Annotated in this window: 29 protein-coding genes; 10 read left to right on the top strand and 19 right to left on the bottom strand. The window is 66.4% G+C overall.

Annotated elements, in window-relative coordinates; translation table 11 throughout:
• Positions 1–21 precede the first annotated feature (21 nt).
• From ABIC76_RS08010 to gspG, 8 genes are all read right to left on the bottom strand, one after another.
• Positions 22–864 (bottom strand): type II secretion system protein N, encoded by an 843-nt coding sequence (locus ABIC76_RS08010; RefSeq protein ID WP_102063921.1) that lies wholly within the window; start codon positions 862–864, stop codon positions 22–24.
• A gap of 17 nt (positions 865–881) precedes the next feature.
• On the bottom strand, positions 882–1,451 hold the full coding sequence (locus ABIC76_RS08005; protein WP_015855827.1) for a type II secretion system protein M: 570 nt from the start codon (positions 1,449–1,451) through the stop codon (positions 882–884).
• 10 nt (positions 1,452–1,461) lie between these two features.
• Positions 1,462–2,898, bottom strand: coding sequence for a type II secretion system protein GspL (gene gspL, locus ABIC76_RS08000; protein WP_354533620.1), 1,437 nt, complete (start codon positions 2,896–2,898; stop codon positions 1,462–1,464).
• Between the two features lie 161 nt (positions 2,899–3,059).
• On the bottom strand, positions 3,060–4,130 hold the full coding sequence (gene gspK / locus ABIC76_RS07995) for a type II secretion system minor pseudopilin GspK (protein ID WP_354533619.1): 1,071 nt from the start codon (positions 4,128–4,130) through the stop codon (positions 3,060–3,062).
• 1 nt (position 4,131) lies between these two features.
• The gene (locus ABIC76_RS07990; RefSeq protein ID WP_354533618.1) at positions 4,132–4,875 is read right to left on the bottom strand and encodes a PulJ/GspJ family protein; all 744 of its coding nucleotides are present in this window, start codon (positions 4,873–4,875) and stop codon (positions 4,132–4,134) included.
• The gene (gspI, locus tag ABIC76_RS07985; protein ID WP_354533617.1) at positions 4,856–5,266 is read right to left on the bottom strand and encodes a type II secretion system minor pseudopilin GspI; all 411 of its coding nucleotides are present in this window, start codon (positions 5,264–5,266) and stop codon (positions 4,856–4,858) included. The genes ABIC76_RS07990 and gspI overlap by 20 nt, the downstream gene beginning before the upstream one ends.
• The gene (locus tag ABIC76_RS07980) at positions 5,263–5,775 is read right to left on the bottom strand and encodes a GspH/FimT family pseudopilin (protein WP_354533616.1); all 513 of its coding nucleotides are present in this window, start codon (positions 5,773–5,775) and stop codon (positions 5,263–5,265) included. The genes gspI and ABIC76_RS07980 overlap by 4 nt, the downstream gene beginning before the upstream one ends.
• Positions 5,776–5,807: 32 nt before the next feature.
• Positions 5,808–6,278: a type II secretion system major pseudopilin GspG gene (gspG, locus tag ABIC76_RS07975; protein WP_009239680.1), complete on the bottom strand. Its 471-nt coding sequence runs from the start codon at positions 6,276–6,278 to the stop codon at positions 5,808–5,810.
• Positions 6,279–6,453: 175 nt separating this feature from the next.
• Here gspG and ABIC76_RS07970 point away from each other — a divergent pair, with 175 nt between their 5' ends.
• Entirely contained in the window at positions 6,454–7,137 is a 684-nt protein-coding gene (locus ABIC76_RS07970) for a type II secretion system protein N (RefSeq protein WP_354533615.1), read from the top strand.
• 147 nt (positions 7,138–7,284) lie between these two features.
• A complete protein-coding gene (locus ABIC76_RS07965) occupies positions 7,285–7,902 on the top strand; it encodes an EF-hand domain-containing protein (protein WP_354533614.1) in 618 nt (205 codons plus the stop codon).
• A gap of 218 nt (positions 7,903–8,120) precedes the next feature.
• On the opposite strand, the gene hppD is transcribed toward ABIC76_RS07965, so the two are convergent.
• Positions 8,121–9,227: a 4-hydroxyphenylpyruvate dioxygenase gene (hppD, locus tag ABIC76_RS07960; RefSeq protein ID WP_102063930.1), complete on the bottom strand. Its 1,107-nt coding sequence runs from the start codon at positions 9,225–9,227 to the stop codon at positions 8,121–8,123.
• Positions 9,228–9,384: 157 nt separating this feature from the next.
• Here hppD and ABIC76_RS07955 point away from each other — a divergent pair, with 157 nt between their 5' ends.
• Complete coding sequence (locus ABIC76_RS07955) at positions 9,385–9,873, top strand: Lrp/AsnC family transcriptional regulator (protein WP_027680403.1); 489 nt, start codon at positions 9,385–9,387, stop codon at positions 9,871–9,873.
• Positions 9,874–9,905: 32 nt separating this feature from the next.
• Here ABIC76_RS07955 and ABIC76_RS07950 read toward each other — a convergent pair whose 3' ends face one another.
• The 8 genes from ABIC76_RS07950 to ABIC76_RS07915 all read right to left on the bottom strand — a co-directional run bounded on the left by ABIC76_RS07950 (position 9,906) and on the right by ABIC76_RS07915 (position 14,126).
• On the bottom strand, positions 9,906–10,583 hold the full coding sequence (locus ABIC76_RS07950) for an immunity protein Imm33 domain-containing protein (RefSeq protein ID WP_354533613.1): 678 nt from the start codon (positions 10,581–10,583) through the stop codon (positions 9,906–9,908).
• Positions 10,584–10,589: 6 nt separating this feature from the next.
• On the bottom strand, positions 10,590–10,982 hold the full coding sequence (locus ABIC76_RS07945; RefSeq protein WP_354534200.1) for an SgcJ/EcaC family oxidoreductase: 393 nt from the start codon (positions 10,980–10,982) through the stop codon (positions 10,590–10,592).
• A gap of 37 nt (positions 10,983–11,019) precedes the next feature.
• Positions 11,020–11,457: a hypothetical protein gene (locus ABIC76_RS07940; protein WP_354533612.1), complete on the bottom strand. Its 438-nt coding sequence runs from the start codon at positions 11,455–11,457 to the stop codon at positions 11,020–11,022.
• Positions 11,458–11,478: 21 nt separating this feature from the next.
• Complete coding sequence (locus ABIC76_RS07935; RefSeq protein WP_354533611.1) at positions 11,479–11,892, bottom strand: hypothetical protein; 414 nt, start codon at positions 11,890–11,892, stop codon at positions 11,479–11,481.
• Positions 11,883–12,626, bottom strand: coding sequence for a LysM peptidoglycan-binding domain-containing protein (locus tag ABIC76_RS07930; protein ID WP_354533610.1), 744 nt, complete (start codon positions 12,624–12,626; stop codon positions 11,883–11,885). The genes ABIC76_RS07935 and ABIC76_RS07930 overlap by 10 nt, the downstream gene beginning before the upstream one ends.
• A gap of 124 nt (positions 12,627–12,750) precedes the next feature.
• Positions 12,751–13,242: a cupin domain-containing protein gene (locus tag ABIC76_RS07925; RefSeq protein WP_354533609.1), complete on the bottom strand. Its 492-nt coding sequence runs from the start codon at positions 13,240–13,242 to the stop codon at positions 12,751–12,753.
• A gap of 125 nt (positions 13,243–13,367) precedes the next feature.
• Positions 13,368–13,760 carry a VOC family protein gene (locus ABIC76_RS07920; RefSeq protein ID WP_354533608.1) on the bottom strand — a complete coding sequence of 131 codons (393 nt, stop codon included), beginning with the start codon at positions 13,758–13,760 and terminating at the stop codon, positions 13,368–13,370.
• Between the two features lie 12 nt (positions 13,761–13,772).
• Positions 13,773–14,126: a hypothetical protein gene (locus tag ABIC76_RS07915; RefSeq protein ID WP_354533607.1), complete on the bottom strand. Its 354-nt coding sequence runs from the start codon at positions 14,124–14,126 to the stop codon at positions 13,773–13,775.
• 102 nt (positions 14,127–14,228) lie between these two features.
• Here ABIC76_RS07915 and ABIC76_RS07910 point away from each other — a divergent pair, with 102 nt between their 5' ends.
• Positions 14,229–14,696, top strand: a complete 468-nt coding sequence (locus tag ABIC76_RS07910; RefSeq protein ID WP_354533606.1) for a MarR family winged helix-turn-helix transcriptional regulator — start codon at positions 14,229–14,231, stop codon at positions 14,694–14,696.
• 30 nt (positions 14,697–14,726) lie between these two features.
• Here ABIC76_RS07910 and ABIC76_RS07905 read toward each other — a convergent pair whose 3' ends face one another.
• Positions 14,727–15,422, bottom strand: coding sequence for a GNAT family N-acetyltransferase (locus ABIC76_RS07905; RefSeq protein ID WP_027680412.1), 696 nt, complete (start codon positions 15,420–15,422; stop codon positions 14,727–14,729).
• 401 nt (positions 15,423–15,823) lie between these two features.
• Here ABIC76_RS07905 and kefF point away from each other — a divergent pair, with 401 nt between their 5' ends.
• Together kefF and kefC are read left to right on the top strand one after the other, a co-directional pair.
• Positions 15,824–16,375 (top strand): glutathione-regulated potassium-efflux system oxidoreductase KefF, encoded by a 552-nt coding sequence (kefF, locus tag ABIC76_RS07900; protein WP_354533605.1) that lies wholly within the window; start codon positions 15,824–15,826, stop codon positions 16,373–16,375.
• Between the two features lie 24 nt (positions 16,376–16,399).
• Positions 16,400–18,340: a glutathione-regulated potassium-efflux system protein KefC gene (gene kefC / locus ABIC76_RS07895; protein WP_354533604.1), complete on the top strand. Its 1,941-nt coding sequence runs from the start codon at positions 16,400–16,402 to the stop codon at positions 18,338–18,340.
• A gap of 103 nt (positions 18,341–18,443) precedes the next feature.
• On the opposite strand, the gene ABIC76_RS07890 is transcribed toward kefC, so the two are convergent.
• Positions 18,444–19,238 (bottom strand): DUF1835 domain-containing protein, encoded by a 795-nt coding sequence (locus ABIC76_RS07890; protein WP_009239689.1) that lies wholly within the window; start codon positions 19,236–19,238, stop codon positions 18,444–18,446.
• 183 nt (positions 19,239–19,421) lie between these two features.
• On the opposite strand from ABIC76_RS07890, the gene ABIC76_RS07885 reads away from it, so the two are divergent.
• From ABIC76_RS07885 to ABIC76_RS07870, 4 genes are all read left to right on the top strand, one after another.
• Positions 19,422–20,732: a M20/M25/M40 family metallo-hydrolase gene (locus ABIC76_RS07885; protein ID WP_102063941.1), complete on the top strand. Its 1,311-nt coding sequence runs from the start codon at positions 19,422–19,424 to the stop codon at positions 20,730–20,732.
• Positions 20,733–20,894: 162 nt separating this feature from the next.
• A complete protein-coding gene (locus tag ABIC76_RS07880; protein ID WP_354533603.1) occupies positions 20,895–21,635 on the top strand; it encodes a 2Fe-2S iron-sulfur cluster-binding protein in 741 nt (246 codons plus the stop codon).
• Between the two features lie 9 nt (positions 21,636–21,644).
• Positions 21,645–22,667, top strand: a complete 1,023-nt coding sequence (locus ABIC76_RS07875) for an FAD binding domain-containing protein (protein ID WP_354533602.1) — start codon at positions 21,645–21,647, stop codon at positions 22,665–22,667.
• Entirely contained in the window at positions 22,664–24,862 is a 2,199-nt protein-coding gene (locus ABIC76_RS07870; RefSeq protein ID WP_354533601.1) for a xanthine dehydrogenase family protein molybdopterin-binding subunit, read from the top strand. The genes ABIC76_RS07875 and ABIC76_RS07870 overlap by 4 nt, the downstream gene beginning before the upstream one ends.
• Positions 24,863–24,921 lie beyond the last annotated feature (59 nt).

The raw sequence follows: 24,921 nt of genomic DNA, 5'->3' as shown, positions 1-24,921 counted from the left end.
GCTCGCGCGCCGGCTTGAGGATCAAAAGCGGAGTCGATGGAGGGACCCGTCGCGCGGGCCCAGCAGACTCAACAGGCCAATCAATTGCGGTTCCGACTCCGGCGTGGCACTGGCCACCCCGTCAAAATGCGCGCCCTGGCCAAGGGTACCCCGGCCCTGCAGGGTGAGCGGCCCGGCCAGTGTCGACAGCGACAACTGCATCGGCGCACCGCTCACGCCGCCAAACGACACCACCGCCTGGTAACTGCCCAGCGGCCGTACCCGGCTGAGGCTGGATGATACCTGCTCGAGCGTGACAGTCAGCGCGCCCTGGGCGGTGTTTGGCTGGCCCTTTCCACTGCCGAATTGGCCCGAGAGCGGCGTCCACTGCGCCCGCAACCGGCCATCCAGCTTGAGCGTGTTGAAGGGCGCGCCCACGCCTTCCAGCAACGATGCCGGCAACGCGATCGCGCCGGCCTCTGCCTCCCAATGCCCCGGCGTGACCGTCAGCGTGACCGGTTTCTCCAGCGCGCGATCGTGCGCCAGGTGCGCGCGCAGCGTGCCCGTCAGCAGCGGCAGCATGTCGATCGACCAGGACAGCCGGCCGGGCAGCACGGTCGCATCGGCGCCGCCGTTGCCGGCGGTCAGCGCAAGCGTTGCACTGCCGTGCCAGAGACTGCCCTGGCTGTCGGCCAGCAAAACACGGTGTCCCGTGGCTGCGGCGATGCGCTCCGCCGCCCACGCGGCCGGATACTGCGCCACCACGGTTGCGCCCACGGCCAGCAGCGCCACGCCACACCACAGCACACGCCAGCCGAGGCCCGTGCGCTCGTCCGGCCCGGCACGGCGGCGCAAACGCAGCGGCGGCAGCGATTCAATCCCCATCGGCACGATCGGACCCGTCAGCGGCCAGCGGCGGCGGGGCCTTGCAGCGTCGCCGTCACGTTGACCAGGGCCGTCGCGCCCACGTATTTGATGTTCGTGTCGATCACCTTCATGCGCTGCGCCTGGCGCACCTCCTGCAGCCATTCGGCGACGGCGCCGAAGGGCACCTTGTCCAGTTGCACCTGCACGCTCTCGCCCGACATCGCCATCCGCGTGGCCTTCAGGCCGTGGTTGGTCAGGCTCGTGTTGAGCGCCTGCTGCAGTTCCGCACCGCGCGGCACGGGCGCGGCGGCAATGGCCGACAGGCCGCGCGCTTCCTGGCCCAGCGTTTCCATCTCGGCGAGCTGCGTACGCATTTGCGGCAGCGCTTTCTCGATGCGGCGCTGGCCTTCGAAGGCCGGCTCCCACAGCACGAGGTAGACGATCACAAGCAGCAGCACCACGCCGCCACCGGCCAGGATGCGGCGTTCGCGCGGCTCGCGCTGCATCCAGAACGTCGTGGCAGCGTCGCGCACCGAGTCCGGCACGCCGATGCGCGGCAGGCGGCGGGATGACGATCGGGAAGAGGAAGGGGAGGAAGTCGCCATGGAGGAAGCGTTATTGGGCGATGGAGACCGTCCAGCGCGAGCCCGGTACGGTCGCCTCGGCACCGCGCGGGGCCTCGGCGGTGTCCATGTTCAGGCCGACATTGCGGGCGGCGGTGCGCAGGCTGGCGGTGTCGGTGCCGTCCTTGAGCGTGACCGTGAGCGCGCGGCCGTGGTAATCGAGCGCGAGCAGCGCATCGGGCGCGAGGCCGGTGGCAGCCTGGGCAAAGCGGTCGGCCAGCGGCAGGAAGTCTTCGGGCGCCGATTTGCCGGCGGCCAGCCGCAGCTGCTCGACCTGGCGGCGCATCTGCGCGGGCGGGTCGAGAATCACGGGCGTATTCGGGAATGCCGTCTGCAGCTGCGCGCGCATGGCGGTGTCGAGCCGCTTCTGCTCGGCGCGCAGCGTGAGCCAGCGTGCGTTCATGCCGATCAGCTGCACGACCACGATCAGCACGGCCAGCGCGATGGACAGGCGCCAGAGGCTCCAGTCCATGCCGGCCACGCCGCCGCGTGCAAAGTCGAACTGGCAGAGATCGGCTTCGCCTGAAGCCAGCGCATCGCGTGCGCCGACGGCCCAGGTAGGCCAATCGAGCGTGGCGGTGGCGGGGTCGGCCGACAGGCCGGGCGCCAACTCGCGCAGTGCCGGCGACACCATCAGCGTGGCCGGCGTGGGCGCAATGCCCAGCCAGTTGCCGACGTTGGCCGGCAGCACGCGCAAGCCGTAGCCCTCGGCGCGGCCGGTGCGTACGGTGATGTCGATGGCCACGGGCGCGTCCGGGTCGGACGACGGCGCCGCGTCGAGCGCGATGGTGGCCGGTGTGACCACAGTCACGGCTTCAGCCGCAGGCAATTCGACTACAGGCTCGGCGGCAGCGGAAGCATCGAGCGACGGCTCCGCGCGTTCGACGGCGTTTGCCGATTCTGCAACCAGCGCTGCCGCTACGGCAGGCGTTTCAAACGGCACGCAAAGCTGCGCAGGCAGCAGATGGCAGGTGCGGTGCTTGTGGCCGGCAAAGGTATCGAGGATGAAGCGGACCCAAGCGCGGTCGGCAATCATCAGCGCGCGCGATTGCGGCTCGCGGGGTGCCCGCCAGCCACGGGCCGGGGCATCCCCCAAGCGCGGCCCAAGGGCGATATGGCATTGCTGCGCGTCCTGCACGAGGCGGTCTTCCACCAGGTTGGGCAGGGCCAGACGCAGTTTGGGCAGCGCGAGCGGCGGCACGTTGGCCGGCACCAGCAGCACATCGGCGGCGGGCAGCAGGAGGACGAGACGATCGGCCGCGGGCAGCTCGTCGGTGCGCGACGTGCCTTCGCGCTGAACGCGTTGGGCCCCAAGCGCGCCTTCTTCACGCACCAGCGCGAACGGCACAGAGGCAAGCGCGCCCGCCGACCAGCGTTCGGGCGATTGAATGGGCCGGTGCGGCAGGCGCACGTACAGGGAGGTCGTCAAACCGCTCCTCTATTGATCTTGAGAGTGTGAATGCGAACTGCCAACGGAAGCGCCGGATTGCGCAAGACCCGCGATGCTGAACGATGCGGATGACAATACGGCGAAGGCCAGGGTCTGTCTACAAGCGGCGCGTACGCACGTGGAGGGGTGTTGCGCCGCTGTCATGACGGAATCTCGTCGATGCGGCGGATCCAGACGATGCGGGTCGCGTTATTGTTGATCGGATCACCACGTGAAACAAGCGCCACTTCTCCGATCCGGGCGCGCTCGTGGCGGGCCATGCCGTAGACCAGGAAATAGTGCGTCTGCACGTCCAGCAGATTGGCCGCGGCGGTGGTGTCGACCCCGGGCGCGATGCCGCGCAACTGATTGGTGACGTCGCCGATATTGCGGAAGTACGCGCGGTCGCGCGCCTGCACCAGGGCGCGGGCGCGGTCCAGGCTCAGGTTCGGGATGACGGCGGCCAGCACTTCGGCGCTGGCCGTGTTGGCGTTGATCTGCGTGCGGGTGGGCAGCACAACCACGTAGGGGCGCAGCTTGGCGATCATGTCGGCCGTGTAGCCGGGAATCGTCAGCAGGCTCGCCACGTCGTCGAGCGGTCTTGGGCCGTTGCTGTTGGCGCCACTTCCGCCGCTATCTTCACCGCCTTGCTGACCGCCCTGCATGCCTTCGATCGACTGGAAGCCGCCCAGCATCTGCGCCAGGTACGTCGCCGTGACATTGGCCAGGGCGGGGTCGATGCTCAGCGACTGCAGCAGCAGGCCGTAGGCCTTGATGGCGTCCTTGTCGCGGCCCGTGATGAGGGTGCGCGAGCCCAGCGTCTGCGCCGTCAGCAGGTTCATCAGGTTGAAGCGCGCCTGGGCATCGAAGATGCGGCCCGAGAGGTACGACTCCTCGCCGGCGGTGTCCGTGCGCAGCGAGCTGCCGAGAAAGTCCGACAGCTTGGTTTCCTGGATCGGCACGGCCCAGATTTCACCCAGGTGGTCGACGGCGCCGGTGCGGCGCTGGTCGTCGCGCAGGATGAGGCGCGCCCAGTCGATGCCCGCACGCGCGATCCACGTGGCCTGCGCTTTCAGGCGCTGATTTTCTACGGCGCGAATTTCTACTTGCTGGCGCCACAGCATGCCCGACACGATCACCACGGCCAGCGTGACCACCAGCAGCGCCGTGATGATGGCCGCGCCGCGCTGGCGTGCATTGCGTTGAGAAGGTCGACGGGAGCATCGCGCCATGTCAGAGCCCCGTCATGCAGATGCGTGTGAAGCGCTGCGGCGCGCCCTGCGGCGTCATGCGCACGAGCAATGCCAGTTCCACCGCGCGCACCGACGCGGCCGGCACCACCACGCCCGGGCTGTTGGCCGACGGCGCCGACGCGCTGGGCGAGGAAGCCGACGGCAAGCCGGTGAGGGTGGTGGTGTTGCTGCCCGCCGGGAACAGCGCCGCCGACAGCGCGCCCGTGTTGTCCATCCAGCCGCCGGGTTCGATCCAGGCGCGCGCGCTGATGCTGTCAACGTTGGCGGCGAGCAGGTAGCGCGCGGCACCCACGCCGCCCTGGCGCAGGTTGTCCATCGCGTTGCGCAGGTCGCCGCGGTTGGTGATCGGTTGGGTCTGGAGGCGCTCGAGCCGGCCGTCGACGATGCGGTAGAGCACCACTTGCCACGCGGGCGGCTGGCCATCGTCGCGGCGGTCGCGCACCATCAGCACGCGGTTGGCGTCCACCTCCACCGGCGAGCGCGACAGCGTGTTCGGATCGGCCAGTTGGGTGCAATCGGCATCGAACTGGGCGTAGGCGGTCTTGAGTGCTTCGATGCGTTCGTCGCGCTGGGCCAGCGCTTCGTGCGTGCGGGTCATGCTGTCCAGCCCGCGCCAGGCGATCACGGCCAGGATGGCCAGCAGCGTGATTGCCACCAGCAGCTCGAGCAGGGTGAAGCCGCGCGCGCCGATGTTCGCGGGGCGATTAGAAGACATTGCGCGCATCGTTCGGCAACAGGGTCACGAGCCACGCCAGCCGCACGGATTTGGAGGCATCCGGGTAGACGGACACTTCCACGCGGCGGAACACCGGATTGGGCGTGCTGGCGATGGTCTCTTCGCACCACAGTTGCGTATCGCCTTGCGGACACGCAAAGCCGCGCGCGCCCGGATCGGGGAAGACGCGTGCCAGGCGCAGGTTGGCGAGGTGGTTTTCGGCGCTCCAGGTGGCGATCATGCGCGTCTGCAGGGAATCGCTGGCGGTGGTCATGCTGCCCATGGCGCGCATGGTGGCGGTGAGCGCCACGGCCACGATGGTCAACGCCACCAGCACTTCGAGCAGGGTGAAGCCGCACGTGCGCACGCCGGATGCAGGGCGGAGGAAGCGGCGCGTCATTGCGTTTGCGCCTCCGTCAGCACGCGCGGGCCGCCGTCGGACACCACGTCGACGCGCGCACCCTGCGAGGTCAGTGCCACGCGCCACGGCAGGCCGATGGCCTCACGACCGAACACGAGGCGCTGCGGGGCGCCGGGCACCGCAGCGGCACCTGCGACGATCTGTACGTTGTCCATGCCTTGGCGCCAATGGCCGGGTGCGAGCACGTCGCGGTTGAGCACGCGCCAGCCGGTGGGCGTCGATTCGTAGAAGCGCCAGCCTTGCGCATCGCCCTCCCACGCCACGGGGCGGGAGGTGAGCTGTGCCTCTTCCTGTGCGAGTTCGATCAGGCGAGCCAGCTTCTGCGCGTCATCGGCCAGTTGCGAGCGCGGATTGGGCGTGGCGTTCACGGCCACCACGGCCAGCACGATGCCGATGATGACCACCACCACCAGCAACTCCAGCAGCGTAAAGCCGAGGGGGCCGCGACGGCCGCGAGGGTGCCGGCGGCGGCGTGGTGGGCCGAACATGGCGCGCGGGTGGCCGGGGCGACTGCGGCGGCTTAGTTGTCCCAGTTGCCGATATCGGCGTCGTTGCCCGTGCCGCCGGCTTGGCCGTCGGCGCCGAAGCTGAAGACGTCCACTTCGCCGCGCACGCCCGGGTTCAGGTATTGGTACGGATGGCCCCACGGGTCTTTGGGCAGGCGTTCCAGATAGCCGCCGCCTTTCCAGTTGTTGGGGATGGGCTCGGTGGTCGGCTTGGTCACCAGCGCGCTGATGCCCTGCTCGGTGGTCGGGTAGCGGCCGTTGTCCAGGCGATAGAGCTTGAGCGCCTGCGAAATGGAAGCGATGTCCTGCTTGGCGGCGATGATCCGCGCCTCGTCGGGGCGGCTCATGATCTTCGGCACCACCAGCGCGGCGAGGATACCCAGGATCACCACCACCACCATGATTTCGATCAGGGTGAAGCCGCGCGCTGCATGTCGGGCGAGGGCACGCTGGCGGAAGGAGGAGCGAAGTTGGCCTTGCATCATGGCGACAGAGTTGGCAATAAGGGGAAGAGACACAGTATATCCGTGAGATATGACCATATATTGCGCGGCAGGGTCATGCTGTGTTGGCTCTAGAGCCGCCCCTCCAAGCTGTTCACCGAACCGGCATGAAGGGCGGATAGAATCGGCATATTCCTACGGTGCCTCGCCCCATTTCATGAACGCTCGACAGTCGTCCCGCCTGCTCAGCCTTGTACTGTTTGCTGCCCTGTGTGCGCTCCTGACGCACTGGGTGCTGACGCTGTCGTCGCTGCGCTCGCTCGGCGCGCCGCGTGAGGCCCGCGTGGCGCAGACCGATGCGCTGGAGACCGGCGCGGCCGTCACGCTCTTCGGCGGCGGTCCGCAGAATGGCCCGCGCGATGTGCAGGTGATGGGCGTGGTGGCCGATCTGGCCGATGGTTCGGGCGCGGCCATCGTGTCGGTGGATGGCGGCGCACCGCAGGCCGTGCGGGCCGGCAAGTCGCTGTCGTCCAATCTGAAGCTGGTGGAAATCAAGGCACGCTCCGTGGTGATCGAGCGCAATGGTGCGCGCCAGGAGATTCCGCTGCCGGCCAGCGCCGTGGCAGGCGTGTCGCCGGCCAATCGCAATGCGCCGGCCATGCCGCTGCCGCCCGCGGGTGCTGCAGCACCAATGTCTACGCCGCCAGCGCCTCCCGCACCGGCGGTGGCCAACAACCCGGCCAACACCGCCATGCCGGGCGCCATGCTGCCCATCGCCCCCGCACAGATCAATACAGGCGACGAGCCTGCCAACCAAGGCGGCGGCATCGTGGGCCCGCGCCACCGCGCAGCGGCCGCTGCACGCAAGGGCGACACGCCCCAGCCGGGCGCCGACCAATAAGCATGGCGCCCGTGTCGTGACTGGCCATGCGCGGGCGGGCGCATATTACAGCGGGTGTCAACGGGGTAACAGCGTGTAAAAGCCGGCAACGCGCCGGCATTGTCGGGTTCTAATCGGCTACACAGTCCATGTGAAAAGGAGCTGACCATGACCAACAAACGTGCTGTCCAAGCCTTCCTCGCCACCTCGGCCCTGTTCCTGGCCATGTCGGGCATGAACGCCCGCGCCCAGGATGCCAGCGCCCCCGCCGCCAGCGCACAAGCGCCGGCCACCGCCGCTGCGCCGGCTGCACCGCAGAATAGCGCCCGCGCAGGCAAGCCGGGCCACCACGGCGGCTTCAAGGCCATCGACACCAACGGCGACGGCCAGATCTCGCGTGACGAGGCCAAGGGCCATGCGTGGCTCGAGAAGAACTTCGACCAGATTGACGCCAACCACGACGGTCAACTCAGCAAGGACGAGCTGGCGGCGTGGCACAAGGCCCACAAGGGCGAGATGCATGAAAAGATGGCGCAGCGCTTCGACGCCAAGTTCAAGGCGGCCGACAAGGACAACGACGGCAGCCTGACCAAGGACGAAGTGCAGGCCGGCATGCCGCGTCTGGCCAAGAACTTCGACCAGATAGACGCCAACCACGACGGCAAGATCACCGAAAACGAGATCCGCGCTTACATGAAGGCCCGTCACGACGCCCGCAAGGCGCAGATGAATACGCCGGCGGCGGCAGCCATGCCGGGCGGCCCGTCGGCGACCAAGGGCGAGTGACGCCTCGTTTGAATCTCCGCACGCAAGCGGCGCCTTCGGGCGCCGTTTTTATTGCCTGTGCCCATCCGTATCCTCAATGCATTGCAAGACCGGCGTGGGTCGGTTTGGCGACGGGGCCATGTCAGCGCCGCATGCGCGCATGCCGCAACGCCCATAAAAAACACCCCGATGGCGAACCATCGGGGTGCGGGTACAGCACGCCTGAAGCTTGAGGGTCTTCAGGCCGGCTGATCGTCGGCCTTGAGCACGCCGCGGCGCATCTGGTCGAGTTCGATCGACTCGAAGAGCGCCTTGAAGTTGCCCTCGCCAAAACCTTGGTTGCCCTTGCGCTGGATGAACTCGAAGAAGATCGGCCCAAGCTGGTTTTCCGAGAAGATCTGCAGCAGCAGGTCGCCCGGCGCGCCATCGATGAGGATCTTGCGCTTCTTCAGTTCCGCCACGTCTTCGCCATGGCCGGGGATGCGCTTGTCGACCAGTTCGTAATACGTGTCGATCGTGTCGAGCAGCTTGATGCCCTTGCTGCGCAGCGCGTCCACCGTGTTGAACAGGTTGGTCGAACCGAGCGCGATGTGCTGGATGCCCTCGCCGTGGTACATGTCCAGATACTCCTGGATCTGACCGGCCTTCTCCGTCCCTTCCTCGTTGATGGGGATGCGGATGTTGCCGCACGGGCTCGTCATCGCCTTGCTCTTCACGCCCGTGACCTGGCCTTCGATGTCGAAGTAGCGCACTTCACGGAAGTTGAAGAAGCGTTCGTAAAACTCGGCCCATTCCTTCATCCGGCCACGGTAGACGTTGTGCGTCAGGTGGTCGATGTAGGTCAGGCCGTGCCCGGTGGGGTTGGGGTTGGCGCCCGCGATGGGCACGAAATCGACGTCGTAGATGCTGATGTTGCCGATGTCGCCGGCCTTGGCGTCGTTCTTGCCGGTCCAGCGGTCGACCAGGTAGATCAGCGAATCGCCGATGCCCTTGATGGCCGGAATGTTCAGCTCCATTGGGCCGCTGTGGGTGTCGAAGCCCCAGGCGCCCAGTTCCAGCGCACGCTTGTAGGCGAACGCGGCGTCCTGCACGCGAAACGCGATCGCGCAGATCGACGGGCCGTGCAGGCGCGCAAAGCGCTGCGCGAACGAATCCGGCTCGGCGTTGATGATGAAGTTGATCTCGCCCTGGCGATACAGCGTCACGTTCTTGTGACGGTGCTTCGCGATGGCGGTAAAGCCCATGTTTTCGAACAGCTGGCCCATGGCAACGGGGTCCGGCGCGGCATATTCGATGAACTCGAAGCCGGCGGTGCCCATCGGGTTTTCCCAAGGCGTGAATTGCATGGTGAGTCTCCTGCGGGGCGGGCGCCGTTAGGGCGCTCAGGTCTTTGACGATCCTCGCAGTGTAGGAGTGTCCGTCCAAGCAAAAATTGCGAAGTTGTGCCCACCTTGCTAAATTTGCGCAAGAAAATTGCCGAATTAATTGGTGCGGAGCAACAAAATGAATAAAGTAGAACTCGACAAGATCGACCGCAAGATCCTGGAAGTCCTGCAGAACAACGGCCGCCTCACCAATCTGGAAGTCGCCGAGCGGGTGAATCTGTCGCCCAGCCCGTGTTTGCGACGCATCCGGCGCCTGGAAGAGTCCGGCGTCATCCGCCAATACGCCGCGCTGCTCGACCCGACCAAGATCGGGCTGGGGCTGTCGGCGTACATCAACGTTCGGCTGGAAAAGCAGGGCGGCGCGCCCAAGGGCAAGGGGCCCTCAGACATCTTTCGCGCCGCGGTGGCGACATGGCCCGAGGTGGTCACGTGCTACGCCATGACCGGCGAGATGGATTACCTGCTCAAGGTGTTCGTGGAAGACATGGAGCACTTCGCGCGCTTCATCCGCGATCAGCTGCTCGCGCACCCGGCGGTGATCGATGTAAAGAGCAGCTTTGCGTTGGAACGGATCAAGGATACGACGGCGTTGCCGGTGGTGGTTTGAGGGGTTGCCGTCTGTGACGCCACTAGGGCATGTCAACCCGAATGTTGTTCTGCGAGTCGATTCAACTCAGCAAGGTAGGAGCCGGGCGCTTGTTGTAGTTCACCATCGGGGCCGAGCACGCCGATGAATCCATCGATTGCAACTTGCAGGCCTGCCGGTATCGCGAAAAAACGAATCAAATCGGGCCGATCGATCCCGAGCTGATACAGCGAGATGCGCACGTAGTTCTCAGGGCTGTCGGCGTCGGATGTGTCCTCCAAGTCAGTGATCATCCAACCCGAATCGGCATCTCTCGGCTCATACCTGGTCAAAAGCAGTCGGCGAGCCGTCTTGTAGCTTTTGTGTACGACCGCACTTTGCTGTAGCGATGGGAATGCAATCTCCTGAGGCGGACGCAAACTTTCGACGATGTCTTTCTGATTGCGCAGGTGTGTCAGCGTACTGTCGATCGATTCAACGAATCGAACGGGGATCACCTGCATGTCAGGTTCGGTCACGCGCAGCAGCCCGTCGGACCCGTCTTCAATACGGGTGATCATCCAGCCGACTTGCAGTGTCTGCCCGACGCGGAACTGAGTGCCAGCCGCAACGCGCGCTTCAAGAAATTGGAGGAACCAGGCAATGTCACCCGGCAGCACAGCGCTGCTTGATGCGTTGACCTGAATCTCGGGATGACCGAATCGGGCGCATGCGGAAGTTGTGTAGAGCATAGTTTCTCAGCGCGGATTCGAGTCAGCCATCACCAAATTCGCATCCCGCACCAACCGCCACTTCCCATCCGCCTCTTTCCGCAGAATCGTCAACGTCTGCCCCGAGCGCCGCATCTCCTTTCCATCCGGCATCGTGATGACGATGCGCAGCGCGTTGCGCAAGTAAGCCATGTCACCAAACACCTGCACCTCCTGAATATCGCTCGTGCCGTCGATGTGCACGTCCTTCATGTCGCCCGACATCTTGGCGAAGGCGTCCTTGCCGAAGGGCGGTTGGCCCGGCGTGAGAAACAGCACGTCATCGGTCATCAGGCCGAGCACGGTATCGATGTCGCCGGTTTTGCTGGCGGCGAGCCAGGTGTCAACCACGTTGCGGATGGCGCGTTCGTCGTCGGTCATGGCGATGCGGGTGTCGGTGAAGGAGGCGGCTTTCACTCTACACCGCAGGTTCGACCGGTGGCGCCACGCGGCGCTTGATGAAGACGGCAGGCGATAACACCGGGATATGCCGGGCGCGCAGCGTGACAAGCCAATCACCCTCGGCGTTTTCGCAGGTCAGGCGGAAGTGGTTCCCGTCGATCCACTCCACCTCATCCAGCCAGAACGTGTAGTACGCCGCACCGATGGTGCCGGTGCTGATCGCGCGCGAAAGGTCGGGCGCGATGAGCGTGATGGAGACGGCCTCTTCAAACGGGCAGTCGTAACTGGTGATGAGGACGAAGCCGAGGTCCGTCTGGTATTGCCGCAGCAGCTCGTAGCCGGGGATGGTGAGCGTCGGGTGCGGAACGCCGTCGACGATCACGCGGGTGCGCATGGGCCACTGCTCATACGGGCCGCTGTGTTTCTCCAGGGCGAAGCGTTGGAGCGGCTGCATGGCGGCGGCGCGTTGGCTGCGCTATTCCTTGCGCATGCCGCACAGGGCGACTTGGCGTGCGGGATCAGCGGAATCCTTCCAGCCGGGATCTTCGCGCTTCTGGTACGCCTCCATCGTTGGGTAGCCCTTTACGCTCCACGAGAACTCGCTGTAGCGGGAGACCTCGATGACGGCCAGGCCGCAGCGCTTGTGGCGGTCTTCAATCTTGAACGCCGCATGCGGATGCTCGCCCGACAGGTCCTGCTCGATCACCTTGTAGCGCGCGGGGCCGCACTTGAAGAAGCTGGCATTCCACTCGATGGTCTTCGGGCGGACGAACAAGGCGCCGTAGCAGGCACGGCCATCGCCGCGGAAGGTTCCGGTCAACGCATCTGCGGCCATGGCCGATTGCGCGGCGAGCAGCGACACGGCGATAAGGAGGCGGCCTACTTGCATGCGGCGGTTCCGATCTTCGGGATGAGCGTGAGCACGTAATCGAGTTTCCGGATGTACGCGGCGTCGCCGTGGTTGTACAGCACGGCAATGTTCTGCGTCGTCACGGGCCGCCAGCCGGTAATCACCTTGCGCATGGCGGCCTTGCGGTATTTGACCACCTGTCCGGGTTTGAGTGTTGCGGCATTCGGATTGAGCGCGCGCATCTCCGCCAGGGTCGAGCCCTGCGCGCGGGCGATCTTGTCAAAGCTGTCGCCTGCCTTGACGGCGACTTCGTAGACCTTGTCGTCGGCATCGCGCACGCTCCGGACGTCGAACTTGGCCATGCGCGTGAGCAGGTAGCCGACGCCGGCGCGAATGTTCCACGCCGGCACCGTCCGGGCCAGGCCCGCGTTCAACCGGGTGCGGATGGCGGGCGGGACGATCAGGTCGCTGCCTTCTTCGCCGCGCAGCAGGGTATTCAAGGCGGGGTCGCCCAGGTTGCCGATCTGCATTGGGCAGGTGGACCACGCTTCCGAATCGGCACCGGTCTCGACCCACACCATCGCCTTGACGATCTGCCAGTCCAGCGGCAGATAGCCGGCGTTGCCCATCAGGTGGCGGTTGTATTCCGCCACCGCAGCCCGGATGTCGCAGTCGTAGCCATTCCAGCGGTCGGGGTGCTGGGCGGCCGTGTTGATGTAATCCTGCCAGCGCTCGAAATCGGTTTTGGGCTTCGCCTGGGCCTGGGTGACCATCTGCCCCTCCGTGGTTGCTTGACCTGTGGAGGGGCATGGTAGCCAGCGCCCGGCCGCCGCGTGTTAACGGCTGTTTATGTACCTTGCCGGCCGCTGGCAATCATCGACGCTGGCGCGTCAGGCGTTACTGCTTGGCCGACGGATCGTCCTGCGGGTTGACGTATTTGACGTCCAGCGGCCCCGTGCCATGAATCTGCACCACCGTTGCCGTCTTGGTGAAGGCGTAGTGATGCATGCCTCCTGGCAGATTGTGAAAGCCGCCGGTCTTGAGCGCATGCGCGGCGCCCATGTCCATGGTGTCGCCGCTGCCCAGATAGAGGGTGCCCGAGATCACCGTGAGGTTCTCCGTCTGGGTGTGCCAGTGCGGCGGCACCTTGTAGCCGCCCGGCGCTTTCAGGCGGACGACATAGGGGCCGTCCTTGCCCGGGTCACCGTAGAGCACGGCCAGCTTGGCGCCCTTGGGCAAGCCGGGCGGCGCGTCGACCCACTTCAGGGCGGAGGGGTTGATCATCGTCATGTCGCCCATGGCGGCGTCCTGCGCGGCAGCGGGCGCAGCGCCCAGGCAAAGCAGCATGGCCGTGACCAGCAGCATCGATTGCGCGGATGGTGTCTTCATCGTCGTCTCCTTCTTGCCTCGGCATCGGCTCGCTGGCGACGCTGATGGCCGCCGCTGGAGAGCGAGAGGTGCCGCATCCTCATCGTAGGGAAGGCACCCGCGCGGCTGACAAGCACGCAATTGCCCTAGGCGGTGGCAGTCGGATCCGGATAGGCACGGATCTCCAGCGCGTGGCCGTCGGGATCGTCAAAGTAGATCGATGCGGCCATGCCGCGCGCGCCAAAGCTCTGCCCGACCTGTCCACTGCGCCGGTCGAACGGCGAGCCGCCGTACGCGATGCCGCGTTCCACCAGCCGGGCGTGGATGGTGTCGAACAACGCGCGGCCCATGCTGAAGGCGAGGTGTTCGCTCTGGAGTTCGTCGACCTCGCGCAAGTCGAGCGTGAAGGTGTCGTTCACGCGCACGACATCGAAAGGGCCCATCTGCCCCTCGTGCGCGAAGCCGAGCACCTGGGTATAGAAGTCGACCGCGCGGGCCGCGTTGCGTACCCGCAGGATGGTGTGATCAAGCACAATCATGGCGAACCTCCTTCAGCCGACATAACGGGCAATGACCATGCACACCAGGGCGACAGCCAACAGCGGCGCTGCAACGCGATGCGCCAGGGCGGGTCGCTTGCGCAGTGCGCCTTGCACGCCGGCCGCCGCAACGGCCGCCAGCGCGCCGATCATGAGCACGGTGCGCGGCCAGCCGAGCAGCCCGGCGTGGACCATCGCGCCGAGCGCGAGACCTGTCAGCACGGCCATCGTTGCCGCGCCCATCTGCGGGCGAAACATGACATCGGCATTGGCACCGCCGGTGCGGGCGAGCATGAAGGTGGAACCGGTCCAGAACACTGTGGCCATGGCGTGAAGCGCAATCAACAGAATCCAACTGAATTGCATGGTGACTCCTGATTTGAACTGCGGGTTGGGCAAGCACTCGGGGTCCATCTGGCGCGGACCATTCTTTGACATCGAATGATTCGATATCTATCATAGGCCAACATGAAGCCAAAGCAAGCCCATGGCACCCCTGTGGGATTCCTCCTCGCCCAGACCGCCAAGACGACGGCCCGCGCGTTTGACGACGCATTGCAGGAGCGGGGCGGATCGCTGCCGATGTGGCTGATCCTGAAGGCGCTGATGGCTGGTGAGCACCGTACCCAGGCTGAGCTGGCCGCTACGGTGGGCGTGCAAGGGCCCACGCTCACGCATCATCTGAACGGCATGGAAAAGGACGGCCTATTGATGCGAAGCCCGCTGCCCGACAACCGCAGGGTCCATCAGGTGGCGCTGACGGATGCGGGGCGGGCGCTCTTCTTCAAGCTTCGGGATGCGGCCATCGCGTACGACGCGCGTTTGCGCGCCGGTATCGACGTGGCCGATCTGGAGCGCTTTCGCGCCGTGCTGCAGCGCATGTCAGCCAATGTCGAAAGCGCCGCGGGGGCCGATGAAGATAATGCCGCTGGGTGACACCTGACGGTTCACCCCAAGCACTGCCGCTTACACAGTGCGCTTTTGCGGCACCAGTGAGCGCCAGAAGCGCTGGCCGAAACGGCGCACGTCACGCAGGTTGCGCTTGAGCATGTAGTCGAGATCGGCGACTTGTTCGTCGATGGCTTCGGTCAACAGGCTCATCGTGTCAGCGGGCGGCAATTCCAGGTAGGCATCGGCCTCGCCGTAGGCGTATTGCACGCGCATGCCGGCCTTCTTGGCGATGTGCATCATGGCCGCGTTGCGCGACAGGCAGTGCATGTACAGCGTGCGCACCTTGGTGTTCTGGCCATGCATGGCGGCACGCTGGAACAGCGCGCTGCCCACGCCCTTGCCGCGCGCCGATTCCGACACCGACACGCCGAACTCCGCCACGCGCCCTTGCGGGTTGTCGCGCAGGTAGGCGAGGTGGCCCACGCCGGTCAGCTCCAGGCGCTCGTTGTAGACGCCGAAAACCTTGTCGTGGTCGAAATCGATGCTGTCGACGTACGCCTCGATGACGTGATCCCGCACCACCTGGCCGAAACGCAGCAGGCGGTCTTCCTCGCCCAGGGCAAGCAGGTGTTTGAGCAGGCGCGACCGGTGGTGCGCAGCAAGCTCGCGCACCAGTACGGTGGAACGCGGCGCGCCTTGCGCAGCTTCCGTTTTGTCGATGTCGTCCTGAGTGACGACGCCGATGGCCTTGCTCAGTTCGAGCGGGTTCACGACACGGTTCCTGTTCTGATCGCGCCCGTCAGTAGAGGGCGGCAAAGTGGTGAGTCGGAGGTGCGGATGGCGCCCCCGGGGCACTCAATGGGGTGCAACTGAGTGTTGTGCAATGCACCATGCTATTGTAGTGCAATCAGGGTTTCCCCGTAAGTCTGGCGTCAGACTTTCCACGGGATTTCCCGATAAATCATTGATTTAGCGCAGCCGGGCGCAGCTCTCGGGGTTGTGGCGTTCTGACAACGTCGATGCTGCGTCGCGCAAAAAAGCGCGCAAAGCAGCGCTTTGCCAGGTGCCATCTCCGTGGCGGCACCGTGCCAGCCGCCGTCCCGCCCGTAACGCCGCTCAACAATAGCCGTGCGAAGATGCGCCATCAAGCCGCCCCAGCCTCCTGATTTTCCATGACGTCCTCGCCCATTCTTGTGATCTACGCGCATCCTGCGCCGCGCCGTTCACGCGCCAACAAGCCGTTGGCGCGTGCGCTGGCCAGTCTGCCCGGCGTGGCCATGCATGATCTCTACTGGCATTACCCCGATTTCGACATCGACGTGCGCGTCGAACAGGAGGCGGTGGAGGCGGCGGAGCTGATCGTCTTCCAGTTTCCGGTGCAGTGGTACGCCACGCCGTCGCTGCTCAAGGAGTGGATCGACGTGGTGCTCGAGATGGGCTGGGCCTACGGGCCGGGCGGCACAGCGCTGCGCGGCAAGCATCTGATGGTGCTGGCCACCACGGGCGGCCGCGCACATTCCTATAACGCCGACGGCATTCACGGCCACACGTTCGACATGTTCCTGCTGCCGCTGCAGCAGACGGCAGCGCTGTGCGGCATGCAATGGCAGCCGCCGCATGTGCTGCACGACGCGGACGATGCATCCGCCGAGACCATCGATGCCCATATCGCGCAGGTCCGCGCCGCGCTGCAACCCTGGCTCCCGGCCGACGCCGACGCCTGACGTTTCCCGATCTCTTCCCTGCCCATGCAATCGCACGATCTGCTCGTTAATTTCGTCATCTACCTGGCTGCCGCGGTGGCGGCGGTGCCGCTCGCGCGTCGCCTGGGGCTGGGATCGGTGCTCGGGTATCTGCTGGCCGGGGTCATCGTCGGGCCATGGGGCCTGCGGCTCATCACGAATGTGCAATCGATTCTGGATTTCTCCGAATTCGGCGTCGTGCTCATGATGTTTGTCATTGGCCTGGAGCTGGAGCCGGCGCGGCTGTGGTCGCTCCGGCGCAGCATCTTCGGATATGGTGGGCTGCAGCTCGTGGTGTGCGCGCTGGCCGTGGGGCTGGCGGTCATGGCGGTCGGCCACCCGTGGCGTGCGGCGGTGGTGGCCGGCCTGGGGCTGGCGCTGTCGTCGACGGCCATCGCGCTGGCGACGCTGACCGAGCGCAACCTGATGCGCACGCCGGCGGGCACGGCCAGCTTCGGCATTCTGCTGTTCCAGGACATCGCGGCGATCCCGATGATTGCGCTGCTGCCCCTGTTGGCGACGGACGCCGGCGATGCTTCCGGCGGCCATAGCTGGGTAGCGGCGGCCAAGGCGGTGGGCGTGGTGGCGGCCGTGATCTTTGGCGGGCGCACGTTGCTGCGGCCCGTGCTGCGCGCGATTGCTCGCACCAACATGCGCGAGATGTTCACTTCGTTCTCGCTGCTGCTGGTGGTGGGGATTGCACTGCTGATGCACAGCGTCGGCCTGTCGATGGCGCTGGGTGCCTTTATTGCCGGCGTGCTGCTGGCTGATTCGGAATACCGTCACGCGCTCGAAACCGACATCGAGCCGTTCAAGGGGCTGCTGCTCGGCCTGTTCTTCCTGGCCGTGGGCATGTCGATCGACTTCGGTGTGCTGATGCGCCAGCCGTGGGCCGTGATCGGCCTGGTTGCGGTGTTCCTCGCCGTGAAGATCGGCGCGCTGCGTCTGTTGGCCACGCGCTTTGGCATTGCGCGCGGACAGGCGTGGCTGTTTGCCTTCCTGCTCTCACAGGGCGGTGAGTTCGCGTTTGTGGTGTTCGGCCCCGGCGTGGCCGGCAACGTGCTGGGCGACGAGACGGCCGCCGCCCTCAACCTCGTGGTGGCGCTGTCGATGGCCGCCACGCCGTTGCTGCTCCTGCTGCACGACAAGGTGCTGGTGCCGCGCATGATGGACGGCAAGAAGCGCGCGCCCGACGCCATCGAGCCGCAGGACAACCAGGTCATCATCGCGGGCTTCGGGCGTTTCGGGCAGATTGTCGGCCGCATGCTCTACAGCCAGGGCTATAGCGCCACCGTGCTCGACCACGACCCGGACCAGATCGACATGCTGCGCCGCTTCGGCTTCAAGGTCTTCTACGGCGACGCGACGCGCATGGACCTGCTGGAAACCGCCGGCGCCGACAAGGCCAGCATGATGGTCGTCGCCATCGACGACATGGAAACCAACCTGGAAGTGGTCGACCGTGTGCGCGAGCGCTTTCCGCACCTGAAGCTGTACGTGCGGGCGCGCAACGTGTCGCACGTCTACCAGCTGCGCGACCGAGGCGTAGAGGTGATCGAGCGTGAAATGTTCGAAGGCTCGCTCATGCTAAGCCGCCACGTGCTGGAAGGCCTGGGCAAGGAGCCGTACGAGGCGCACCGCATCGCTCAGACGTTCCGCCGCCACACGCTCAATTCAATGGAGCAGGTCTACCCGGTTTATCGCGATCAGAAGAAGCTCGTGTCGCTTGCACAGCAAGGGCGTGACGAGCTGGCCGAAATGTTCCAGCGCGACCGCATGCAGCGCAAACGCCTGCGCGAATCCGGCATGCCGTGGGGCGAGGGGGATGTCCATAGCGACGTGGAAGACGCCCAGCCCGATGGCGATCTTGCCAACGAAGTTGATGGCGGCGATGCGGAAACCCCGATCGATTGCCCGGCGCGCGCCGGCATCCGGCGCGACGGCTGAGCCGCTTCGATGGCGAATGGGTTTTAAGCGCAAGCGCCGCGACCCAACAAAAAAGGAGCGCTTTGGGCGCTCCTCGGGGCAGACGGGCAGGGCTGTGTAGCGTCTAGACGGCCACGCTCACATTGCGCCGCAGCTCGCAGGTGCTGAGCGAATCGGCCTCGCCGCGCAGCAGCAGTTGCCCGTTGCCGACCAGTTCGCGGCAGCGCCAGAAGACAAACCAGTCGCTCGCGAGCAGTCCGTCGATGGCGCCCATGATGCTGCCCACCACGTCGCGTGCGCTAGCCCAGTCGGTCGGAACGTGCTCCAGGATCACTTCATCGACGGTGCCGTACGACACCGGCACCAGCGTGTTGCCCTTCCACAGCCGCGTGTCGGCGTTCTCGCGCACGGTCTGCTGCCATTCGTAGGCCAGGCGGCCGATGCGCAACACCGACACCGGCGCGATGGTCGAAAACCGCCGCGCCAGCCGGGCGCCCGAATACATGCCGATGGTCGTCAGCGGGCCTTGACCGTTGGGGGCCTCAAGTTCGCGCACATCCATGCCGACTTCATTGATGCGCTGGGGCGATTGGTGCAGATGGAACGCCACCCGGCGCAGCATGAGCTGGTCCGACGCGCTTTGGCCGTGCCAGATGGCGACTTCCGTGGTGGCATCGCGCAGGTCGGCGAGCGACGCCAGTGCGTCGCGCATCTCGGCGGCGAAGTCGATGTTGCTGTTGGGCGCCACGCGCTGCCAAAAGCCGGAGCGCGCCATGGCGACACTGTCGACGTCGACCAGCGGCCCGACGGCGAGATCGTCGCGCAGTACGACTACGGAATCGGGGCGGCCAGCCTGTGCGAGCGCCTGCTTGAGCGTGGCGCCGGCAACATCGCCGTTGACGACATGGATGTATTGCATGGCAGCAATTGTAGCGAGAGTGTCAGCCCAGCGCTTTCGTTTTGCGCATCTCTATCAGTATTCCTTTGCGCGGTGTCATGCGCCTAGCCGAAGGGGGGATGGCCCTCGGGCAATCCTCAGGCGGGCGTGAGAAAATCGCGGATTTGTTGCAGACCATAACTAAGAACAGGTGAGGAAACATCCATGAGAGCCCCGTTGTTGCCCAAGGGCGTGCGCCCTGCAGTGCTGGCCGTTGTCGCATTGGTGGGGGCGCTGGCTGCAGGCCAGGCCGCCGCCGTGCCGCCGGCTGAAATCTACAAGCGCGCCCAGCAGGAAAAACCCGCGCTGATCGACACCATGAAGACATTGGTCTCGATCGAATCGGGCAGCAAGGACATCGAGGGCCTGGACAAGATTGCCGGCGTGATCGCCGAGCGCCTGCGCGGCATGGGCGGCGACGTCAAGCTCATCGACCCGAGCGACCAGGCCTACCGCATGGCCGACACGCCCGAGAAGATCGGCAAGATGGTGCTCGCGCGCTTCAAGGGCGAGGGCAAGCGCAACATCATGCTGATCGCGCACATGGACACCGTCTACCTGAAGGGCATGCTCGCGCAGCAGCCATTCCGCATCGACGGCGACCGCGCCTATGGGCTGGGCATTGCCGACGACAAGAATGGCGTGGCGGTCATCCTGCACACGGTGTCGATCCTGCAGGCGGTCAACTTCAAGCAATACGGCACGCTCACGGTGCTGATCAACGGCGATGAAGAGATCAGCTCGCCGGGTGCGCGGGCCATGCAGGCCAAGCTGGGCGCCGAGCAGGACGCCGTGTTCTCGTGCGAGGGCACGCGCGTGACGTCGGACAAGCTGTCGCTGGCGACCAGCGGCATCGGCGCGATCCTGCTGGATGTGAAGGGCAAGGCTTCGCACGCGGGCGGCGCGCCGGAGCAGGGCCGCAACGCGCTGTACGAACTGGCGCACCAGGTGCTGCAGATGCGCGATCTGTCCAAGCCCGAAACGGGCCTGAAGGTGAACTGGACGGTGGCGCAGGCCGGTACCAACCGCAACGTGATCCCGGCCGTGGCGAGCGCCCAGGCCGATGTGCGCCTGCTGCGCGCGGCCGACGCCGACAAGCTGGAAGACACCGTCAACGAACGCATCAAGAACAAGCTGATTCCGGATACGCAGGTCACGGCCAAGTTCGAACGTCGCCGCCCACCGCTGGAAGCGACGCCGGCCTCGCGCGCGCTGGCCGAGCACGCCCAGAAGATCTACGGCGAACTGGGCAAGACGCTGGAGATTGACGACAAGGCCGAAGGCGGCGGTACCGATGCCGCGTTTGCCGCCTCGAAGACCAAGGCGCCCGTGATCGAGCGTTTCGGCCTGGCGAGCTTTGGCGCGCACTCGAACGACGCCGAATACGTCGACCTGAACTCGATCGTGCCGCGCCTTTACCTGCTGACGCGCATGGTCATGGACGTATCGCGCGATCGCGTCGGCGTTACCAAGTAACTGCACTGCAACGCGGCGCGTAAGCCTTACACGCGCCGCAGCACATTTCCTGCGCGAAGCCGCTGTCCTGCGGCTTCCCACCGCCCGGGTGCCGGGTATTCCGCTTGCTTTCCCCTGACGCATGTCCCCAGCGACGGCCGCCCGGCCGGTGGAGCGCGCGTCATGTCCGAACATCCCTCCGCAGCCCCAAACGATCCCTCCCGCGAATCGGATGGATCACCCGCCCGCCCCAGCCGGCGTGGTTTTTTGCAGAGCGCGGCGGCCGCGGCGTCGGCGTTGGCGCTGCCGCATGAAGCCGCCGGCGCACGCCCTCCGGCGCAGGGCGCGGCCCGCTCCGCGGCGTTGGCGCCGGCGCGGCCGGTCTCGCTCAATATCAATGGCAAGCCGTATGCGTTGTCGCTGGAGCCGCGTGTCACCTTGCTCGATGCGCTGCGCGAGGTGCTGGGGCTGACCGGCACCAAGAAAGGCTGTGACCGCGGCCAGTGCGGCGCATGCACCGTCCTCGTGAACGGCCGGCGCATCAACAGTTGCCTGACGCTGGCGATCATGCACGAAGGCGAGGCCATCACCACCATCGAGGGCCTGGCGCACGCGCACGACGGGGTGGTCGACCGTGCGGCGCTGCATCCCGTGCAGGCCGCGTTTTTGGAGCACGACGCGTTTCAGTGCGGCTATTGCACGCCGGGGCAGATCTGCTCGGCGGTGGCGGTATTGGAAGAGGCGCGGCGCGGCATGCCGAGCACCGTCACGTCGCCCGAGGCACTCGGCGCAGACGGCCCGGTTGCGCTGACCGAAGACGAAATCCGCGAACGCATGAGCGGCAACCTCTGCCGCTGCGGTGCGTACCCCAACATCGTGGCGGCGATCCGCGTGGTGGCTGCCAAGTCCGGCAGCACGGTTTAAGGAGCCGCCATGCAATCGATTGCCTATGACCGCGCGTCTTCCGTCGAGGCTGCCGTGCGCTTGGCCCAGGAGCCGGGCGCACGCTATATCGGCGGGGGCACGAACCTGCTGGACCTGATGAAGGGCGGCGTCGAGCAGCCGCAGCGGCTGGTGGATGTCAGCCGTCTGCCGCTGGCGCAGATCCGCGCGTTGCCCGACGGTAGCCTCAGACTTGGTGCGATGGCACGCAATGCCGATACGGCGGCGCATCCGCTGGTGCGCTCGCGCTATCCGCTCCTGACTGAGGCGATTGTGTCGGGCGCGTCGGGCCAACTGCGCAACATGGCCACCAACGGCGGCAACCTGATGCAGCGCACGCGCTGCCATTACTTCTACGACACGGCGTACCCGGCGTGCAACAAGCGGCAGCCCGGCTCCGGCTGCGCCGCGCGCGAGGGCTTCAACCGCATGCACGCCATCCTCGGTGCGAGCGAGGCCTGCGTGGCGACGCATCCATCCGACATGGCCGTCGCGCTGGCCGCGCTGGACGCGACGGTGGTGGTGCACGGCACGCATGGCGAGCGGCGTATCCCGATCGAAGCGTTTCATCGGTTGCCGGAAGCGCATCCCGAAATCGACACGACGCTCCGGCCTGGCGAGTTGATCGTCGCCATCGATCTGCCGCCGCCCGTGTTCGGCTCGCACGTGCATTACCTGAAGGTGCGCGACCGCGCGAGTTATGCGTTTGCGCTGGTGTCGGTGGCTGCGGCGCTGGCTTTGCAGCCGGATGGGCGGACGATCCGCGAGGCGCGCATTGTGCTCGGCGGTGTCGCACACAAGCCGTGGCGTGCGCATGCGGCCGAGCAGATGCTGGCGGGCCAGGCGGTGGATGCGCAGTTGTTTGCCCAGGCGGGCGCGCTGGCCGTGCAGGGCGCCCAGCCGCTGCGCGACAACGGCTTCAAGGTACCGCTTGCACAGCGGGCGGTGGCCCGGGCGCTCGCCATCGCGGGCAATCTCGCCAATCCCGCCAAGCCGACAGGAGGTGTGGCATGAGCAACGTCGGCCAACCGCTGGACCGCACCGACGGTCTGCTCAAAGTCACGGGCCAGGCGCGCTACTCAGCAGAGTTCCAGGTGCCGCGCCTGGTGCATGCGGTGCTGGTGCAGAGCACCGTGCCGGCCGGTCGCATCACGCGGGTCGATACCCATGTCGCGCAGGCCATGCCCGGCGTGCTGCTGGTGATGACGCACGAGAACGCACCGCGCCTGCCAAACGGCGGCAAGCCTGCGCTCGAGCCGCCGGCTGGGCGCGTGCTCTCGTTACTCCAGGATGATCAGGTGCACTACAACGGCCAGCCCGTCGCGCTGGTCGTGGGCGACACGCTGGAACACGCGCAGGCCGCCGCGCGCATGGTGCGCGTGGAGGTTGCCCAGCAGCCGGCGCGGCTCGACTTCGAAACGGCCCGCGCCGATGCGCACTCGCCCGGCAAGGTGCAAGGGCAATCGGCCGACACCGCCCGCGGCGACATGGCTGCGGGCATGGCGCAGGCGGCGCAACGCATCGAGGCCGTCTACGGTACGCCCATGGAAACGCACAACCCCATGGAGCCGCACGCGACCATCGCCGTGTGGGAGGGCGATTCGCTCACGCTGTACGACAGCACGCAGTACGTCTCGGGCGTGCGCCGCACCGTTGCCAAGACGCTTGGCTTGTCGCCGGACAAGCTCCGTGTGGTGTGCCCGTTCGTGGGCGGCGGGTTCGGCTGCAAGGGCTCGGTGTGGTCGCACGTGGTGCTGGCGGCGATGGCTGCGCGGCAGGTGGGGCGGCCCGTCAAGCTCGTCCTGGAGCGGCCGCAGATGTTCGGCCCGGTGGGCGGCCGCCCGCGCACCGAGCAGCGCATCGCCCTGGGCGCCGCCAGCGATGGCCGCTTCACCGCCATCTCGCATGACTCGCTGACCACCACGTCGATGATCGAGGACTGGACCGAGCCCTGCGCCATCGTCACGCGCATGCTTTACGACACCCCGAACCAGCGGACGACGCATCGGCTGGCGCGTCTGAACGTCGGTACGCCCACCTTCCAGCGCGCACCTGGCGAAGCCACCGGCACGTTTGCACTGGAAGTCGCGCTGGACGAGATGGCCTACGCGCTCGGCATCGACCCCGTGGAGCTGCGCCTGCGCAACGATGCCGCGCAAGACCCGGAAAAACGCATCCCGTGGTCGAGCAAATCCCTGGCTGCCTGCTACCGGGCGGGCGCCCAACGCTTCGGCTGGGCGCGCCGCAACCCGCAGCCGGGCAGCATGCGTGAGGGCAACACACGCGTCGGCTGGGGCATGGCCACGGCCACGTACCCGGCCAATCGCAGCGCGGCCGCTGCCACGGCGCGCTATCTGCCGGACGGTACGGCGCAGGTGGAATCGGGCTCGCAGGATCTGGGCACCGGCACCTACACGGTGATGACGCAGGTGGCGGCCGATGCCATGGGCATGCCCGTCGACCGCGTGCACTTCAGCCTGGGCGATACGCGCATGCCGGAAGCGCCGGTGTCGGGCGGCTCGCAGAGCGTGGCCAGCGTCTCGCCCGCCGTGCAGGCCGCCGGCCAGCAGGCGCGCGATGCATTGATTGCCGCGGCCATTGCCGATGCCAGTTCGCCGCTGCATGGGCTGGCCGCTGGCGACATCACGGTGGCCGATGGTGTCCTCACCGCACGCAGCGGTGCGCGGGAACCGGTGGCTGCCGTGGTTGCCCGCCATGGCCGCCCCATCGAGGTGACGGCCAAGGTGCAGCCGGGCGAGGAGAAGCAGAAGTTCTCAATGCACTCGTTCGGCGCGGTGTTTGTCGAAGTGCATGTCGATGCCGACCTGGGCGTGGTCCGCGTCCCGCGCATCGTCGGCAGCTACGGCGTGGGGCGGTTGCTCAATGCCAAGACGGGGCGCAGTCAGCTGATGGGCGGCATCGTGTGGGGGATGGGCATGGCGCTGTTCGAAGAGAGCCTGCTCGACACCCGCTACGGCCGCATCGTGAACAACAACCTCGCGGAGTACCACGTGCCCGTCAACGCCGATGTGCCCGACATCGACATCCTCGTACTCGACGAGGCGGACGCGTACGTCAACCCGCTGGGCGCCAAGGGCATCGGCGAGATCGGCATCACGGGCGTGCCGGCGGCCATCGCCAACGCCGTCTATCACGCCACGGGCCGGCGCGTGCGCGAATTGCCGATCACGCTCGACAAGCTCATCTGAGCGCGCATGAAAAAGCCCCGCTGGCGCATCACCGGCGGGGCCCGAGTGGGCCAAGAGGC

Source organism: Ralstonia sp. 1138 (genome assembly GCF_040544795.1).
In the GTDB taxonomy this organism is placed as follows: Bacteria; Pseudomonadota; Gammaproteobacteria; order Burkholderiales; family Burkholderiaceae; genus Ralstonia; species Ralstonia flatus.
The sequence above is the reverse complement of the archived record's forward strand: the minus strand, read 5'-3'. Positions and strand labels throughout refer to the sequence as shown.

Excerpts from the sequence above, each read along its gene's own strand:
- ABIC76_RS08010 (WP_102063921.1), bottom strand. The coding sequence starts at position 864 with ATGGGGATTGAATCGCTGCCGCCGCTGCGTTTGCGCCGCCGTGCCGGG.
- ABIC76_RS08005 (WP_015855827.1), bottom strand. The coding sequence starts at position 1,451 with ATGGCGACTTCCTCCCCTTCCTCTTCCCGATCGTCATCCCGCCGCCTG.
- gspK (WP_354533619.1), bottom strand. The coding sequence starts at position 4,130 with ATGGCGCGATGCTCCCGTCGACCTTCTCAACGCAATGCACGCCAGCGC.
- ABIC76_RS07990 (WP_354533618.1), bottom strand. The coding sequence starts at position 4,875 with ATGCGCGCAATGTCTTCTAATCGCCCCGCGAACATCGGCGCGCGCGGC.
- gspI (WP_354533617.1), bottom strand. The coding sequence starts at position 5,266 with ATGACGCGCCGCTTCCTCCGCCCTGCATCCGGCGTGCGCACGTGCGGC.
- ABIC76_RS07980 (WP_354533616.1), bottom strand. The coding sequence starts at position 5,775 with ATGTTCGGCCCACCACGCCGCCGCCGGCACCCTCGCGGCCGTCGCGGC.
- gspG (WP_009239680.1), bottom strand. The coding sequence starts at position 6,278 with ATGATGCAAGGCCAACTTCGCTCCTCCTTCCGCCAGCGTGCCCTCGCC.
- ABIC76_RS07970 (WP_354533615.1), top strand. The coding sequence starts at position 6,454 with ATGAACGCTCGACAGTCGTCCCGCCTGCTCAGCCTTGTACTGTTTGCT.
- ABIC76_RS07965 (WP_354533614.1), top strand. The coding sequence starts at position 7,285 with ATGACCAACAAACGTGCTGTCCAAGCCTTCCTCGCCACCTCGGCCCTG.
- hppD (WP_102063930.1), bottom strand. The coding sequence starts at position 9,227 with ATGCAATTCACGCCTTGGGAAAACCCGATGGGCACCGCCGGCTTCGAG.
- ABIC76_RS07955 (WP_027680403.1), top strand. The coding sequence starts at position 9,385 with ATGAATAAAGTAGAACTCGACAAGATCGACCGCAAGATCCTGGAAGTC.
- ABIC76_RS07950 (WP_354533613.1), bottom strand. The coding sequence starts at position 10,583 with ATGCTCTACACAACTTCCGCATGCGCCCGATTCGGTCATCCCGAGATT.
- ABIC76_RS07945 (WP_354534200.1), bottom strand. The coding sequence starts at position 10,982 with ATGACCGACGACGAACGCGCCATCCGCAACGTGGTTGACACCTGGCTC.
- ABIC76_RS07940 (WP_354533612.1), bottom strand. The coding sequence starts at position 11,457 with ATGCAGCCGCTCCAACGCTTCGCCCTGGAGAAACACAGCGGCCCGTAT.
- ABIC76_RS07935 (WP_354533611.1), bottom strand. The coding sequence starts at position 11,892 with ATGCAAGTAGGCCGCCTCCTTATCGCCGTGTCGCTGCTCGCCGCGCAA.
- ABIC76_RS07930 (WP_354533610.1), bottom strand. The coding sequence starts at position 12,626 with ATGGTCACCCAGGCCCAGGCGAAGCCCAAAACCGATTTCGAGCGCTGG.
- ABIC76_RS07925 (WP_354533609.1), bottom strand. The coding sequence starts at position 13,242 with ATGAAGACACCATCCGCGCAATCGATGCTGCTGGTCACGGCCATGCTG.
- ABIC76_RS07920 (WP_354533608.1), bottom strand. The coding sequence starts at position 13,760 with ATGATTGTGCTTGATCACACCATCCTGCGGGTACGCAACGCGGCCCGC.
- ABIC76_RS07915 (WP_354533607.1), bottom strand. The coding sequence starts at position 14,126 with ATGCAATTCAGTTGGATTCTGTTGATTGCGCTTCACGCCATGGCCACA.
- ABIC76_RS07910 (WP_354533606.1), top strand. The coding sequence starts at position 14,229 with ATGAAGCCAAAGCAAGCCCATGGCACCCCTGTGGGATTCCTCCTCGCC.
- kefF (WP_354533605.1), top strand. The coding sequence starts at position 15,824 with ATGACGTCCTCGCCCATTCTTGTGATCTACGCGCATCCTGCGCCGCGC.
- kefC (WP_354533604.1), top strand. The coding sequence starts at position 16,400 with ATGCAATCGCACGATCTGCTCGTTAATTTCGTCATCTACCTGGCTGCC.
- ABIC76_RS07890 (WP_009239689.1), bottom strand. The coding sequence starts at position 19,238 with ATGCAATACATCCATGTCGTCAACGGCGATGTTGCCGGCGCCACGCTC.
- ABIC76_RS07885 (WP_102063941.1), top strand. The coding sequence starts at position 19,422 with ATGAGAGCCCCGTTGTTGCCCAAGGGCGTGCGCCCTGCAGTGCTGGCC.
- ABIC76_RS07880 (WP_354533603.1), top strand. The coding sequence starts at position 20,895 with ATGTCCGAACATCCCTCCGCAGCCCCAAACGATCCCTCCCGCGAATCG.
- ABIC76_RS07875 (WP_354533602.1), top strand. The coding sequence starts at position 21,645 with ATGCAATCGATTGCCTATGACCGCGCGTCTTCCGTCGAGGCTGCCGTG.
- ABIC76_RS07870 (WP_354533601.1), top strand. The coding sequence starts at position 22,664 with ATGAGCAACGTCGGCCAACCGCTGGACCGCACCGACGGTCTGCTCAAA.